Source organism: Paenarthrobacter sp. NPDC089988 (assembly GCF_044748465.1).
In the GTDB taxonomy this organism is placed as follows: domain Bacteria; phylum Actinomycetota; class Actinomycetes; order Actinomycetales; family Micrococcaceae; genus Arthrobacter.
The window spans coordinates 43,551-57,551 of record NZ_JBIVGD010000002.1 but is presented as its reverse complement, the minus strand read 5'-3'; the positions used below and the strand labels follow the sequence as shown (position 1 = coordinate 57,551).

The 14,001-nt window shown below is 64.2% G+C and carries 14 protein-coding genes and 1 tRNA gene; 4 read left to right on the top strand and 11 right to left on the bottom strand.

Annotated features, from left to right (window positions below; all coding sequences use genetic code 11):
* The first annotated feature begins 144 nt into the window (after positions 1-144).
* Complete coding sequence (locus tag ACIPV6_RS03520) at positions 145-1,344, top strand: acetyl-CoA C-acetyltransferase (RefSeq protein ID WP_400269570.1); 1,200 nt, start codon at positions 145-147, stop codon at positions 1,342-1,344.
* A 45-nt stretch (positions 1,345-1,389) separates the two neighbouring features.
* A complete protein-coding gene (locus tag ACIPV6_RS03515; protein WP_400269569.1) occupies positions 1,390-1,869 on the top strand; it encodes an aminoacyl-tRNA deacylase in 480 nt (159 codons plus the stop codon).
* A gap of 179 nt (positions 1,870-2,048) precedes the next feature.
* Here ACIPV6_RS03515 and rplL read toward each other — a convergent pair whose 3' ends face one another.
* The 9 genes from rplL to ACIPV6_RS03470 form a co-directional block, all read right to left on the bottom strand.
* Positions 2,049-2,426: a 50S ribosomal protein L7/L12 gene (rplL, locus tag ACIPV6_RS03510; RefSeq protein WP_387435074.1), complete on the bottom strand. Its 378-nt coding sequence runs from the start codon at positions 2,424-2,426 to the stop codon at positions 2,049-2,051.
* 76 nt (positions 2,427-2,502) lie between these two features.
* Positions 2,503-3,096 (bottom strand): 50S ribosomal protein L10, encoded by a 594-nt coding sequence (rplJ, locus tag ACIPV6_RS03505; RefSeq protein ID WP_400269568.1) that lies wholly within the window; start codon positions 3,094-3,096, stop codon positions 2,503-2,505.
* A 302-nt stretch (positions 3,097-3,398) separates the two neighbouring features.
* On the bottom strand, positions 3,399-4,568 hold the full coding sequence (locus tag ACIPV6_RS03500) for a GNAT family N-acetyltransferase (protein ID WP_400269567.1): 1,170 nt from the start codon (positions 4,566-4,568) through the stop codon (positions 3,399-3,401).
* On the bottom strand, positions 4,547-5,647 hold the full coding sequence (locus ACIPV6_RS03495) for a GNAT family N-acetyltransferase (protein ID WP_400269566.1): 1,101 nt from the start codon (positions 5,645-5,647) through the stop codon (positions 4,547-4,549). The genes ACIPV6_RS03500 and ACIPV6_RS03495 overlap by 22 nt, the downstream gene beginning before the upstream one ends.
* Positions 5,648-5,756: 109 nt before the next feature.
* Positions 5,757-6,464 carry a 50S ribosomal protein L1 gene (gene rplA, locus ACIPV6_RS03490; protein WP_397325861.1) on the bottom strand — a complete coding sequence of 236 codons (708 nt, stop codon included), beginning with the start codon at positions 6,462-6,464 and terminating at the stop codon, positions 5,757-5,759.
* A 130-nt stretch (positions 6,465-6,594) separates the two neighbouring features.
* On the bottom strand, positions 6,595-7,026 hold the full coding sequence (gene rplK / locus ACIPV6_RS03485; protein WP_166183617.1) for a 50S ribosomal protein L11: 432 nt from the start codon (positions 7,024-7,026) through the stop codon (positions 6,595-6,597).
* A gap of 129 nt (positions 7,027-7,155) precedes the next feature.
* The gene (gene nusG / locus ACIPV6_RS03480) at positions 7,156-8,004 is read right to left on the bottom strand and encodes a transcription termination/antitermination protein NusG (protein ID WP_400269565.1); all 849 of its coding nucleotides are present in this window, start codon (positions 8,002-8,004) and stop codon (positions 7,156-7,158) included.
* 111 nt (positions 8,005-8,115) lie between these two features.
* A complete protein-coding gene (gene secE, locus ACIPV6_RS03475; protein ID WP_387435083.1) occupies positions 8,116-8,397 on the bottom strand; it encodes a preprotein translocase subunit SecE in 282 nt (93 codons plus the stop codon).
* 80 nt (positions 8,398-8,477) lie between these two features.
* Positions 8,478-8,550 (bottom strand) — tRNA-Trp (locus ACIPV6_RS03470).
* 255 nt (positions 8,551-8,805) lie between these two features.
* On the opposite strand from ACIPV6_RS03470, the gene ACIPV6_RS03465 reads away from it, so the two are divergent.
* The gene (locus ACIPV6_RS03465; protein WP_400269564.1) at positions 8,806-10,035 is read left to right on the top strand and encodes a pyridoxal phosphate-dependent aminotransferase; all 1,230 of its coding nucleotides are present in this window, start codon (positions 8,806-8,808) and stop codon (positions 10,033-10,035) included.
* Positions 10,036-10,222: 187 nt separating this feature from the next.
* Here the strand turns inward: ACIPV6_RS03465 and ACIPV6_RS03460 are convergent, their stop codons facing one another.
* A complete protein-coding gene (locus ACIPV6_RS03460; RefSeq protein WP_400269563.1) occupies positions 10,223-10,897 on the bottom strand; it encodes a LuxR C-terminal-related transcriptional regulator in 675 nt (224 codons plus the stop codon).
* Positions 10,894-12,378, bottom strand: coding sequence for a PspC domain-containing protein (locus ACIPV6_RS03455; protein WP_400269562.1), 1,485 nt, complete (start codon positions 12,376-12,378; stop codon positions 10,894-10,896). Before ACIPV6_RS03455 ends, ACIPV6_RS03460 begins: the two co-directional genes overlap by 4 nt.
* Before the next feature lie 125 nt (positions 12,379-12,503).
* Between ACIPV6_RS03455 and ACIPV6_RS03450 the strand changes: the two genes are divergently transcribed.
* Complete coding sequence (locus tag ACIPV6_RS03450) at positions 12,504-14,000, top strand: PspC domain-containing protein (protein WP_400269561.1); 1,497 nt, start codon at positions 12,504-12,506, stop codon at positions 13,998-14,000.
* Position 14,001: the final 1 nt, after the last annotated feature.

Sequence of the window (14,001 nt, the reverse complement as noted above, 5' to 3'; positions counted from 1 at the left end):
CCCAGATCGTCCGTGAATGCAAGCACCGTTGCTGCAGGCACCTAAGCCCTGGAATGCCGCGGCGCCCACATTCGTTGGAACGGATACCTGCGCACGCACCCCGCGATAGCCTTGCAGTAACACCACCGGACTGGAAGAGAGACCATGACCACCTCCGCTGACGACAATGACGTTGTCATCCTTGCCGCTTCCCGGACTCCGCAGGGCCGCCTCAACGGGCAGCTGGCGGGATTCACCGCCGTCGACCTTGGCGCCCACGCCATTACAGCCGCCCTGGCGTCCAGCGGCGTCAAAGCCGAACAGGTGGACGCCGTGATCATGGGCCAGGTCCTGCAAGCCGGCGCGGGCCAGAATCCCGCCCGGCAGAGCGCGATCGCGGCCGGTGTCGGCTGGAACATCCCTGCCGTGACCATCAACAAGGTGTGCCTCTCCGGGCTGACGGCCGTCATTGACGCTGCCCGGATGATCCGCAGCGGCGATGCCACGGTAGTGGTGGCCGGCGGGCAGGAATCCATGACGCGTGCCCCGCACCTGCTGCCGGGCTCACGCCAGGGGTGGACCTATGGCTCCATCCAGGCCCTGGATGCCGCCGCGCACGATGGCCTCACGGATGCCTTCGACGGCCAGTCCATGGGTCTCTCCACGGAATCCAAGAACGTGACCCTCGGCATCGACCGCCGCGCCCAGGACGAGGTGGCTGCCGCTTCCCACCAACGCGCCGCCGCTGCGGCCGCGGACGGAATTTTCGACGTCGAGATCGCTGCGGTAAGCGTCAAGCAGCGCAAGGGGGATCCGCTGGTCCTCACCACGGACGAAGGCATCCGCCCCAACACCACCATCGAAACCCTGGCTCCGCTGAAGGCAGCCTTCGCCACGGACGGCACCATCACGGCGGGCAACTCCTCTCCCCTGTCCGACGGCGCCTCCGCACTGGTGCTGGCGAGCCGCCGCTTCGCACGGGACAACGGCCTGGACTACCTCGCCGTCGTGGGCAAGCCGGGCCAGGTGGCCGGGCCGGACAATTCCCTCCATTCGCAGCCGTCCAACGCAATTGCGCAGGCCTTGAAGAAGGCAGGCTGGACCGCGGAGGACCTTGACTTCATCGAGATCAACGAGGCCTTCGGCTCGGTGGCCGTCCAGTCGCTCAAGGACCTGCAGTACCCGCTGGAGAAGTGCAACATCCACGGCGGCGCCATCGCCCTTGGCCACCCCATCGGCGCATCAGGTGCCCGTCTTGCCCTGCATGCGGCCCACGAACTCAAGCGCCGGGGAACCGGCAAGGCCGCAGTTTCCCTGTGCGGCGGTGGAGGCCAGGGCGAGGCCCTCCTGCTGTACCGTGACTGAAGCCCAGGCGACTGACACTCCAGCAACTAAGAAGGACCCAAGCCCATGAGCCAGACAGCCAACGGAGCGGAGCGCTTCCTCGAGGATGCCGCCGCACGCGGACTGGAGGTGGACGTCGTCGAACGTCCCGCCGCCCGCAGCCTTGAAGAGGCGGCCGGAATCCTGGGCATCAGCCCCGGAGACATCGTCAAGTCCCTCGTGGTCAAGCACCGGGACGGCAGCTTCCTGTTCGCCCTGATTCCGGGCGACCGGCAGATCTCCTGGCCCAAGCTGCGGGCGTTGGTGGGCGTGAACAAGCTCTCGCTGCCGCACGCGGACGTGGCCCTTGCCGCGACCGGCTACGAACGGGGAACCATCACTCCCCTGGGCAGCACCACCGCGTGGCCGGTCTACGCGGATGCGACCATCACGGGACGGCGGATCTCCATGGGCGCCGGGGCGCACGGCCGCAGCGCCTTCGTGGACGCGGACGCCCTCACGTCCGCGCTCAACGCCACCGTAGCGGACATCAGCGAACCCAACTGATCATTCCCAAGTAGGGGACAGGACCTGCTCCATTGAGCGCTCATTGGAGCAGGTCCTGCCAGCCAGTCCCAGACCAGCCACTGTCAAGACTCACAGTTGGGTTGGGTGGGCACACGGGCGTGTTAATAGCAGGAAGCCCCGCCCGGCGAACCGGACGGGGCTTCCCCAAGCAGAACGAGTTACTTGATGGTAACCGTTGCGCCAGCTTCTTCGAGCTGAGCCTTGGCCTTCTCTGCGGCTTCCTTGTTGGCGCCTTCGAGAACAGCCTTCGGTGCACCGTCAACCAGGTCCTTGGCTTCCTTGAGGCCGAGGGAAGTGATGGCGCGAACTTCCTTGATCACTGCGATCTTCTTGTCGCCAGCAGCTTCGAGGATGACGTCGAATTCGGTCTTCTCTTCAGCAGCTTCAGCGGCACCGCCGGCAGCGGGGCCAGCAACTGCAACAGCAGCAGCCGTAACTTCGAAGGTCTCTTCGAAGAGCTTGACGAACTCGGAGAGCTCGATGATGGTCAGTTCCTTGAAAGCTTCAATGAGCTCTTCGTTGCTGAGCTTCGCCATGGTGGCGTCCTTCCATTAGGTGGTGCGGATCCGGACTCTGCCGCTCCATGCACCGGAGTTTGATTGGGGGGAGAACTTAGTTCTCTTCGGTTGCGGCTTCAGCAGCTTCGGCCGGAGCCGCAGCTTCCTCTGCAGCAGCCTCTTCAGCGGCCGGTGCTTCTTCAGCGGCCGGAGCAGGTGCGCCGCCCTCTTCTTCAAGCTTGAGGCGCAGGGCATCGATGATGCGTGCAGCAGCGGATGCAGGAGCCTTGAGGACACCGGCAACACGTGCAAGCTGGAACTCGCGGGACTCAAGGGCAGCCAGTGCGGCAACACCCTCAGAGTCAAGTGCCTTGCCTTCGAACAGACCGGTCTTGATGACCAGCTGCTTGTTGGCCTTGGCAAAGTCCGTAAGGCTCTTGGCAGCAGCAACGGCGTCGCCCTTGATGAAGGCGATCGCAGTGGGGCCGGAAAGCTGACCGTCGAATGCGTCGACACCAGCTTCCTTGGCTGCGATGGCGCTCAGGGTGTTCTTGACGACCGAGAACTTGGTGTCCTGGCCGAGAGCAACACGGAGTTCCTTGAGCTGCGCAACAGAGAGCCCACGGTATTCGGTCAGGACAGCCGCGGTCGATTCCTTGAAATCGTTGGTGATCTCTGCAACTGCGGAGACCTTGCTAGGCGTTGTCATAACCCTCCTTCCGGGGAATAAAGCCGGCCTTCCGGGTCCCCGCTCATGAGAGCTAAAACTAAAAACGCCCCGCGCAGATGCACGGGGCTTGGCTCAACACAGCTTGGCTGTGGAGACTCAACTCGTTCACCTGCGTTGGCCGCCCTATGTCAGGGTCCTTCGTCAAGGAATTCACCTTGTTCTCACGGGCGTGGCTACAGAGTTGAGCTGTGCTCGAAAGGGTGGATTCCCATCAACCGACGGTCTTTGGTACTTCAAGATTACGGGAGAGTGTTCAGCAAACCAAATCGGGGCCTGGATCCCTAGTCCGATGATGTGACCTTGGGTGCCCGATCCGGAAGTTCCTTCTGCCACAGACCGGTGACTCCCGCCGTCGTGAACCCCAATTGCTTGTTCACGGTGAGGAGGTAGCGGTTCTCCGGTGCATTCCAGGTGTAGATCACCCGGGCATCCGGGAACTGCTCGCTCAGGCGTTCCATGTTGGCCACCTTGATGAGCAGGCCCAGCTTGTTCCCCCGGTGTTCCTGCAGCACCAAGGTATCGTCCTGGAACACCACGTCCTGGCGATGCGCCAGGACACTGATGGTGGTCAGGCCCACCAGTCGACCGGACGCGAGATGTTCGACGGCGGTCACCACCGTTCGCCGGCCCTGCGCCAAGGCGGCGTCTTCCGTTTCGCGCAGGACGCCGACGTCGAAAACCATCCCGGGACTCCCGGCTGCAGGATCCTGCTCCTCGTCGTCGCCATGGACTACCTCGCCGGCTGCATTCTCAAGCTCGGCGACTGCCTCCAGCCACGGAGCGGGGCAGCGGTCCGTCCAGTGGTGCAGGGCGTAACGGCCGGCGTTCGTCTCCTCTGCCTCGGCCTGGAGATCGGCTACCAGCTTGGTATCAAGCGGAAGGATGCAGGAGCTGAACTGCTCAATGTGCTGCAGGGTATAACCCGCGCGCTGGGCAAAATCCACTTCCCGGCTGCTGACGGGGACAAACCCCGGGCCGCTGCCCGGGATCAATTGGTCCTCGGGGATCTCGGTCAGGGACGTCGCCGGATGGTTGGTGTCCACCAGGATCATGGTGCGTCCCTCCGCGCGGGCCAGTTGCTCGGCCGCGTCCAGCAGCTGGCGGCCAACGCCTTGCCGTTGGTATTCGGGAAGGATGTCCAGGGTGAACTCGGCGAGGTCCATGTTGTCCATCAAGGGAAGGGCGATGTCCACGGTACCCACGATCTCACCGTCGATCTTGGCCACCAGGATGATCTGGCGCTCATAGGGGTCGGAAAACTCCAGCAGTTTCTCCAAGGGCGTGTACGCGAGGTCGTCGCTCCCCCACGTCTGCATGCGTACTCGCCGGCCAACTTCCACCGCGTCCAGGAAATCCTTGGCATCGGGGCTGTCCAGGTTATCCGGCACCCACACTTGCTCCACCTGAACGGTTTTCGCCTCGTCTACAGTCATCCCAGCCGTTTCTGCCATTCGCCTTCAAAGCCGGAAGGCTTGAATCCCAAGGCGATATTAATGGCCAGCATATGCCGGTTTTCACTGGCGTTCCATGTCATCACCCGGGTGGCGTCCGGCCACGTAACTCCGGTCTGGCGGAGATTGGCGATCTTCACCAACATGCCCAGCCGGTGCCCACGGTGTCCGGGTGCCACCAGGGTGTCTTCCTGGTAGATCACGGCCGGCGCTTCCGCACGGTGGATCAGCACAGTGTAGGCAGCCAACTCTCCCGAAGCTTCATGCTGCGCCGCCGCGATGATCGCATCGATGCCGCTTGACCGCCATGTTGCTTCCTCTTGCCGCACGCGGGCGGTGTCCCACTCCTCGCCCTCCCACCCCAATCCAGCGATGGGAACCTCGGTGCTCATCAGGCTTTTCAAGGCAGCGAACGCGTCCACCAGCGCATCCGGACACCTGTCCCGCCAAGCGATGACGCTGTAGCCCTGCGCTAACGGCAGGGCCCGGGACTCAAGAGCGGCCAAGAGTTCCCCGTCAGGAGGCAGTGACAGCGTGCTGTTGCTCTCCACCTGCTCCAGCGAATAGCCATGGCGTACGGCGAAACGGGTGGCGTCGGACTCCAGCGGGAATCCACCGCTGCCCGACTTCGCTTCCAACAACGGAACGCCGGGCACGATGGGCGCTCCACAATAGCCGTCGAAGGACACCCGGTCCCGCGCACGGGCTGTATCTTCCAGGTGTTCCAGGATCGCCGTCCCAATGCCTCGCCGCCGGTAGCCGGCGTCCACCAGCACGTCCACGCCCGCCGTCGTCGTATTCTCGCTCAAGGGAAGCGTCAGCGTACCGCTGCCCACCACGGTGCCGCCGAGCCGTGCGAGGTACACGTGGCGTTCTTCGTATTCGTTGCCGAGCCAGAACATGATGTCCTCGGCGAGAGTGGGTGCCCGGTCGGCGTTCCCCCACAGCGCGGTTTCATGGGCTACACGCATCCGGTGGAAGGCCAGGAAGTCGGCCGACGCCTCAGTCTCAGGGCTCGCGGGAACGCCGATGCGCCCAACCACGAGCGCGCTGCCGTTTGGAGCGTTCGACGACGTCACGCCCCACAGCCTATGGCCCGGCCTTGGGCGGGACAAGACCATGGTGGGAATGAGAAAGGACCGCCCGGCAAAAGCCGGACGGTCCTTTCAGAGCCAAGCTCCGCGAAGCTTACGCCTCGGTGAGAACCTTGGTGACGTTCGGGTCAACGGTGATGCCCGGGCCGAACGTGGTGGCGACGGTAGCCTTCTGGATGTAGCGGCCCTTGGAAGCGGACGGCTTCAAACGAAGCACCTCTTCCAGTGCTGCTGCGTAGTTCTCGGCCAGCTTGATGGCGTCGAAGGAAACCTTGCCGATGATGAAGTGCAGGTTCGAGTGCTTGTCGACGCGGAAGTCGATCTTGCCGCCCTTGATGTCGTTGACAGCCTTGGTGACATCCGGGGTAACCGTACCGGTCTTCGGGTTCGGCATGAGGTTACGCGGGCCGAGGACCTTACCGAGGCGGCCAACCTTGCCCATGAGGTCAGGGGTGGCAACGGCTGCGTCGAAGTCGGTCCAGCCGCCTGCGATCTTTTCGATCAGGTCATCGGAACCAACGAAGTCGGCGCCGGCTGCGATTGCTGCCTCAGCCTTGTCACCGGTTGCGAAAACCAGGACACGGGCGGTCTTGCCGGTGCCGTGGGGGAGGTTGACCGTACCGCGGACCATCTGGTCAGCCTTGCGGGGGTCAACGCCGAGGCGGAAAGCGACCTCAACCGTTGCGTCGAACTTGGACGGGTTGATTTCCTTTGCCAGGCTGATGGCCTCGAACGGGGCGTAGACCTTGTCTGCCTCGATCTTGGCTACGGCTGCCTCATATGCTTTGCTGCGCTTTGCCATGCTGCTTGTTTCTCCTTGTGCAGTTGTGGTCTGCGGACCGCGCTGGGCCCTGCCACAGTCGTGGATCCGGCAAGGATCCTGCGACATTTCAATGTTTCAGATGCCGGTTGCCCGGCGGGTGAAGGCTGTATTAGCCCTCGACGGTGATGCCCATGGAGCGGGCAGTGCCGGCGATGATCTTGGCTGCTGCCGCGATGTCGTTGGCGTTGAGGTCTTCCATCTTGGTGGAAGCAATTTCCTCGACCTGTGCCTGGGTCAGCTTGGCAACCTTCACGGTGTGCGGGGTAGCGGAACCCTTGGCAACGCCTGCAGCCTTCTTGATGAGCTCTGCAGCCGGCGGGGTCTTGGTGATGAAGGTGAAGGAACGGTCTTCGTAGACCGTGATTTCCACCGGGATAACGTTTCCGCGCTGGGATTCCGTAGCAGCGTTGTACGCCTTGCAGAATTCCATGATGTTGACACCGTGCTGGCCAAGCGCAGGACCGATCGGCGGAGCCGGGTTGGCGGCACCTGCCTGGATCTGCAGCTTGATGAGGCCGGTGACCTTCTTCTTGGGAGCCAATGTAGGGTCCTTCTCTCAATAGCTTCCTGGGGCACAGGAGCGCGTCCCAGGTTGGTGGCCGCCATGGCAAGGCGGCCGGCCGCTTCCGGACCGCTAAGCAGGCGGCCGGGAGCGAAATCTTTGAATCAACTAAATCTTGGTGACCTGGTTGAAGGCGAGCGTAACCGGGGTTTCGCGTTCGAAGATCGAAACCAGCACCACGAGGGTCTGCGACTCGGGCTTGATCTCGGAAATCGTAGCGGGAAGGGTCTCGAACGGACCTTCCTTGACGATGACGGACTCGCCGACCTCGAAGTCGACGGCCACGGGAGCCTGCTGCTGCTTGTTGACCGGCTTGCCCTTCTCAGCCTGCTCTTCTTCGAAGACCGGGGCGAGCATGGAGAAGACTTCGTCCAGGCGCAGCGGCACGGGGTTGTGGGCGTTGCCCACGAAGCCGGTGACACCGGGGGTGTGGCGAACGGCGCCCCAGGAAGCATCCGTCAGGTCCATGCGGACCAGGACGTAGCCGGGGATGCGCACGCGGTTGATCACCTTGCGCTGCGCGTTCTTGATCTCCACGACCTCTTCCATGGGGACCTGGATTTCGAAGATGTAATCTTCCATGTCCAGGGTCTGGATACGGGTCTCGAGGTTGGCCTTCACGCGGTTCTCGTAGCCGGCGTAGGAGTGGATGACGTACCAGTCACCTTCCTGGCGGCGCAGCTTGGACTTGAACTCCTCGGCGGGGTCCACCGGTGCGGCAGCGGCAGCGGCTTCCAGGGAAACGCCTTCCGCTTCGTCGTCGCTGTCTGCTTCGTCGCCGTCCGACTCATCGTCGGATTCGTCGTCTACGTCAGCCTCGAAAGCCTCTTCGGAATCGTCGACGTCGGCAGTTTCGGGTGCAGCGGAATCGACCTCGGACTCGTCCGCAGCAGCGGTCGTGTTCTCTTCGGTCCCATCCAGCTCAGTCTCGTTTACCTCGAGCTCCTGCTCAGACACTTGGTCTCCTGCTTCCTCATTGCCTAACATGCCTATTTAAATGGCTCAATTCCGCAAGCCCCGCAAAATCCCTGCTTCCAGGGGTTTCACATGGCTTGCGGACAGATCCGCTTAGCGGTCCGTAGCGCCTGACCCTCCGAAGACCCAGCTGACACCTGTGCCGAAGGCAAGATCCAGGAGAGTCACGATGACCATCATGATGACGACGAACACCAGCACCACGAGCGTGTAGTTGATCAGTTCTTTACGGGTCGGAGCGACAACCTTCTTCAGCTCGCCGATGACCTGGCGGACGAAGAGAGCGATCCGGGCAAAGAAACCGGCTTCGGCTTTCTTGGCAGGACGGCCCTTCGAGCTGCTGGCAGCTGTTTCGGTCACCTGGTCCTCACTCACCTTGAAAAGTCGTTGACCCGGCCCTGATCAGAGCCATGGTTGCTGCGCTAGTCCCGGCGTTTCCGCCGGAACAGCCTGCGCAGGGCAGACAGGACTCGAACCTGCAACCTGCGGTTTTGGAGACCGCTGCGCTACCAATTGCGCCACTACCCTATGGATCGAATCCATGTTTCAGGCCGCACAACAGCCTGTGATGCTTTTCAACACCGGTGAACCAGTCTACGCAAGAATTTCGCGATAGTCGAACCGGCTCGATTCCGGGGCTTCCGGCGTGTTGCATGCGCTGTGACCAGCACCATCAGTCACATTGCCTGCCACTCACCCGGGAGCTCCGCAGAACAGCATAAGGTAGTTTACGTCGAATCCCATCATCCAGCCCACGAGCTGCCTGCGAAGAACGGTACATAGATGTCTGCCGGAACACCTGCCGCCCGCATTTCACAACGAATCTCCGCCATTGCCGAGTCCGCCACCCTTGCCGTTGATGCCAAGGCCAAGGCACTGAAGGCCGCGGGCCGCCCCGTGATTGGCTTCGGTGCCGGTGAACCCGACTTCCCCACCCCGGATTACATTGTGCAGGCTGCCATCGAGGCCGCCAGCCAGCCGAAGTACCACCGGTACTCCCCCGCGTCCGGTCTCCCCGAGCTGAAGAAGGCCATTGCGGACAAGACACTGCGCGACTCCGGATACCAGGTGGACCCGTCCCAGGTCCTGGTGACCAACGGCGGCAAGCAGGCCGTGTACAACACCTTCGCCACCCTGGTTGATCCGGGCGACGAAGTCATCATCCCCACCCCGTTCTGGACCACTTACCCGGAAGCCATCCGCCTGGCTGGCGGCGTTCCCGTGGAGGTTTTCGCCGGCCCGGAGCAGGGCTACCTGGTGACCGTTGAGCAGCTTGAAGCAGCGGTCACGGACAAGACCAAGATCCTGTTGTTCGTCTCCCCGTCCAACCCGACCGGCGCCGTGTACAGCCCGGAGCAGGTTGCTGAGATCGGCAAGTGGGCCGCGGCCAAGGGCCTGTGGGTTGTCACCGATGAGATCTATGAGCACCTGACCTACGACGGCGTGGAATTCACCTCCATCGCCACTGCCGCTCCCGAACTGGGCGACCGCGTGGTGATCCTCAACGGCGTGGCCAAGACCTACGCCATGACTGGTTGGCGCGTGGGCTGGATGATCGGCCCGGCAGATGTCATCAAGGCTGCCACCAACCTGCAGTCGCACGCGACGTCGAACGTTTCCAACATCATGCAGGTGGCCGCTGCGGCCGCCCTCACGGGCCCGCTGACCGCCGTCGACGAGATGAAGGTCGCCTTTGACCGTCGCCGCAAGGCGATCGTGGCCGGCCTGAACGCGATTGACGGCGTGGAATGCCCGACGCCGACCGGCGCCTTCTACGTGTACGCGGACGTCCGCGGGCTGCTGGGCAAGGAATTCGAAACCTCCAACGGTACGGCCCGCCCGACGACGTCGGCAGAGCTTGCCGCACTCATCCTGGACGAGGTTGAGGTTGCCGTGGTCCCCGGCGAGGCCTTCGGTCCGTCCGGCTACGTCCGCTTGTCCTACGCCCTGGGCGACGACGACCTCGCCGAAGGTGTGCGGCGCATCCAGGAATTCCTGGGCAAGGCCAAGTAGCGACACTTCACCGAAACGCTCTTCCACCTCGTTTGGTGGAAGAGCGTTTCTGTTTAAGGGCGAATCGGTGAGAGAGGGTTGCCGAAAAGGGGGCGTTTGGTGAGAGAGCGTCCGGGGTGGGGCGGGGCCGGGGTGGGGAGGTGGGGTGGGATGTGTGGGGTGGGGTGGGGGTGGGGTGGGGAATTGCTTAGAGGAGGCGGCGTTCGGCGGCCCACTTGGTGAGTTCGTGGCGGCTGGAGAGCTGGAGTTTCCGGAGTACCGCGGAGACGTGCGTCTCCACGGTCTTGATGGAAATGAACAGTTCCTTGGCCACTTCCTTGTAGCTGTAACCGCGGGCGATCAGGCGCATGACTTCCAGTTCGCGGGCGGACAGCTTGTCCAGCTCATCGTCTGCGATGTCCGCCGGGGCCGTCCCGAAGGCGTCCAGCACAAACCCTGCCAACCGGGGCGAGAAGACGGCGTCACCATCGGCCACGCGGATCACGGCATCCGAAATCTCGGCACCGGAAATGGTCTTGGTGACATACCCGCGCGCACCGGCACGGATCACGGCCACCACGTCCTCCGCGGCGTCGGACACGCTGAGCGCCAGGAAGCTCGTGGAGCCCAGCAAGACAGCGGAGCCCGCGATGACTTCGCGCCCGCCGCCGCCCAGGCCTCCGGGAAGGTGGACATCGAGCAGGACCACCTCGGGCCGGGTCTCGGCTATCACGGCGATGGCCTGCTCCACGGTGCCGGCCTCGCCCACCACGTGCATCCTCTGGTCGAGATCGGCCTTCAACCCGGACCGGAAGATGGTGTGGTCATCCACGATCACCACGCGCACGCTCCGCCCGGTGCCGTCCTGGAGGGTATTGTTCATGGCTTGGTCTCTCCGTTCCTCGAGTCGCCGTTCTCGGCGGTGGCCGCGGGGAGCGCCAGGCGGACCTCCGTGCCGTCGGCACTGCTGATGATCTTGGCGGTGCCGCCGTGGCGTTTCATGCGGCCAATAATGGATTCCTTGACGCCCATGCGGTCCTCCGGCACGGCGTCGGGGTCGAATCCGGGACCACGGTCCTTGACGAAGACTTCCGTACCACCTGCCGTGCTTTCCAAATAGACCGACACCGTCCCGCCGCCGTGGCGCGCCGCATTGAGCATCGCCTCCCTGGCGGCCTGGACAAGGGCCTCATGCCTGTCGGTCATCTCCGTGTCGCCAACGGTCACCACCTCCACGGCATGGCCGTGCGCGTCCTCGACTTCGGCGGCGACTGCCTTGATCCGCTCGGCCAGGAGTCCTGATTCCTTGGTGGAATCGCTGAAGAGCCACGAGCGCAGCTCGCGTTCCTGGGCTCTCGCCAGGCGGACCACGTCCTGCTCGGAACCGGCCCTTCGCTGGATGAGAGCGAGCGTCTGCAGGACGGAGTCGTGGAGGTGCGCGGCAATCTCGGCGCGCTCGGTTTCCCGGACCCGTCCTGCACGTTCCGTCTCCAGGTCCTTCCAGAACTTCAGGCCCCAAGGGAGCAGTACCAGGGCCACACCGCCCAGCACGGCCACCGAAGCAAGGAGCGCGAGCCATGTCTGCTCCCAGGACCCCGAGCCGGAAACCATCACCAGGACCCCGGCCACCACCAGGGCCAGGCCTGCCGCCAGGCGGACCCAGCCCCCGGCTTGGTCCGCTTTGGTCTTGTCCACCAGGCCGGCCCTGCGTGTTTCGTCGAGCTGCATCCACGCGATGGCTGCGCCGCCCAGGATCGCCGCGGCAGGGATGAGCGTTCCCAGAGGCAGGTCCACACCGAACTGCCGGGCCACCAGGATGGCAGCCACCAAAAGCAGCCCCGCGCCCAGCAGGATCTCCTTGCCGTACTGGATGCGTCGGAACGCAAACCAGGGCGCAGTGCCATCCGCCGGCCTGAACCAACCGCTTGCACCGGCAACGGGTTCTTCCGGACTTCCCGGAGCCGCCACGTACTCTGCCGTCCCGGCTGGCGCGCCGAACGCCGTGGATGCGGTCGCAGCCCCGAAAGCCGGGGATCCCGGCGGTACGCCAAAAACGGCAGGCGACGGACCGGCGTCGTACGTTCCTTCTGTCCCTGACGCGGGCGGCGGCTGGCTCACCGCAGGAGCAATGGGCGACGCCGGCCGCTTGGCATTGCGGCGTGCGTTCTCATCCGCGGTGGGAACCATGGTCCACAACCAGGCGTAGAAGGCCAGGCCCGCTCCCCCGGCGAAACAGGCCAGGACCATGCCCACCCGGACGTACTTGACCGGACAGCCCAAATGCGCGGCGAGTCCGCTGCAGACGCCCGCGATCATGCGGTCGCTGCTGCGGACCAGCGGCGGGCGTTGTACAGCAGTGCTCATGTACCCATCCAAACACGGATCAGCGTTGCCCGGACCGGAAACCAGCGTTGTTCGGGGGTCCCTCAGGGATCATTCAGGGTATCCCCCAGTAGAGGCCAGGCAGGCACCAACGGCAGGATCGAAGTATGAACGCGAACAGCATGAACCCCGAGGAATCCGGCCGCCCCGCCAACGCGGGCTCCCCGGGTCCCGACGCCACCACCGGTGCACCTGCCGGCGCTCCCGAGGACCACTCCGGACGGTCCTGGACCCCGGGCAGCGGTCCCGCCGCTCCACAGCAGAACTTCTTCGATTGGATCCGCAACCAGGGCATCCGCCGTGGACCGGACCGCTGGATTGGTGGCGTCGCGAGCGGCATTGCCCACCGCTTCGGCATCGATCCGCTCATTGTCCGCGGCATCTTCATTGTCCTGGCACTGTTCGCCGGCGTCGGCGTTCTCCTCTACGGCCTGGCGTGGGCACTCCTTCCCGAACCCGACGGACGCATCCATGTGCAGGAAGCCGGCGCAGGACGCTGGTCCGGGGGCATGACCGGTGCGCTGATCACCACGATCATCGGCTTGCCGAGCCTTGGCCGCGGTTTCTGGGGCTGGGGCTGGAACGGGCTTCCCGGCCTGTTCTGGACCCTCTTCTGGATAGGCGCTGTTGCCTATTTGGTCTATTACCTGGTGCAACGCAACAAGAACCAGAAAGCGACGCAGCCCATGAACCGGCAAGACTTCAGCGCCTCGGCACCTTACGCCACGGCCTATGGCGCCGCAGGCTCCGCCCCTACAGTGACCCGCCCGGCGGGTGCCAACACCGGCGTTCCCGTCTATGGGGCAGGGCCCGGCCAGGCAGGCGCACCCGGTACCTCCCAGACCCCGGCCGGATCAGCCAACCCCACCGGTCGCTACAACCCGGCGGGCCCCTACAACCCATCCGGTCCGCGGCCGCCCTACGGTCCCACCCCGCCACAGGGCGGAGAGCCCAAGCCGGCCCGGCCCAAGCGCAAGGGTCCGGGTGCTGCCATTGTGGCCGTCACCACTGGAGCCGCGCTCCTGGCCGGTGGCACGCTGAAAGCCCTGGACGCCGGCAATGTGATCGACCTGGGCAATGCTGCAAACGCCGTGGTTTGGGCAGTGGGCGCTGCCGTCCTGGGCTTGGGCATCCTGGTGGCAGGCCTTCGAGGACGCACCTCCGGGTTCCTGGGCTTCCTGGCGATCGTTGCGCTGGTGATCGGCGGCATCTTCAACGTGGTCCCCCGCAACGGTGACCGCTTCACGTTCCGGGACGTCAATTGGGCACCAGTCAGCATCGAACAGGCGCGCTCGGGATTCAACGTCACGGGGGCCAGCGGCACCGTGGACCTCACGGACCTGAACCTGACCCCGCCGCTGACCACACCGGTCACCATCCCGGTGGACGCGACCGCCAGCAACGTGACTGTGGTCATCCCGGACGACGTGCCGGTGGAAGTCCAGGCGGACATGACCTTCGGCAACCTGAACGAGCGCGGCACGGACCGTGGCGGCAGGCTCCAGGACGACCGCACGCTGTACAACACGGACAAACCAGGAGCCAACCTCGTGGTGAAGATCGATGGCACCTTCAGCAACGTGACCATCCAGGAAGGAAACTGAC

What these genes read in the sequence shown, in the direction of transcription:
- ACIPV6_RS03520 (WP_400269570.1), top strand. Translation starts at nt 145, where the DNA reads ATGACCACCTCCGCTGACGACAATGACGTTGTCATCCTTGCCGCTTCC.
- ACIPV6_RS03515 (WP_400269569.1), top strand. Translation starts at nt 1,390, where the DNA reads ATGAGCCAGACAGCCAACGGAGCGGAGCGCTTCCTCGAGGATGCCGCC.
- rplL (WP_387435074.1), bottom strand. Translation starts at nt 2,426, where the DNA reads ATGGCGAAGCTCAGCAACGAAGAGCTCATTGAAGCTTTCAAGGAACTG.
- rplJ (WP_400269568.1), bottom strand. Translation starts at nt 3,096, where the DNA reads ATGACAACGCCTAGCAAGGTCTCCGCAGTTGCAGAGATCACCAACGAT.
- ACIPV6_RS03500 (WP_400269567.1), bottom strand. Translation starts at nt 4,568, where the DNA reads ATGGCAGAAACGGCTGGGATGACTGTAGACGAGGCGAAAACCGTTCAG.
- rplA (WP_397325861.1), bottom strand. Translation starts at nt 6,464, where the DNA reads ATGGCAAAGCGCAGCAAAGCATATGAGGCAGCCGTAGCCAAGATCGAG.
- ACIPV6_RS03465 (WP_400269564.1), top strand. Translation starts at nt 8,806, where the DNA reads ATGTCTGCCGGAACACCTGCCGCCCGCATTTCACAACGAATCTCCGCC.
- ACIPV6_RS03460 (WP_400269563.1), bottom strand. Translation starts at nt 10,897, where the DNA reads ATGAACAATACCCTCCAGGACGGCACCGGGCGGAGCGTGCGCGTGGTG.
- ACIPV6_RS03455 (WP_400269562.1), bottom strand. Translation starts at nt 12,378, where the DNA reads ATGAGCACTGCTGTACAACGCCCGCCGCTGGTCCGCAGCAGCGACCGC.
- ACIPV6_RS03450 (WP_400269561.1), top strand. Translation starts at nt 12,504, where the DNA reads ATGAACGCGAACAGCATGAACCCCGAGGAATCCGGCCGCCCCGCCAAC.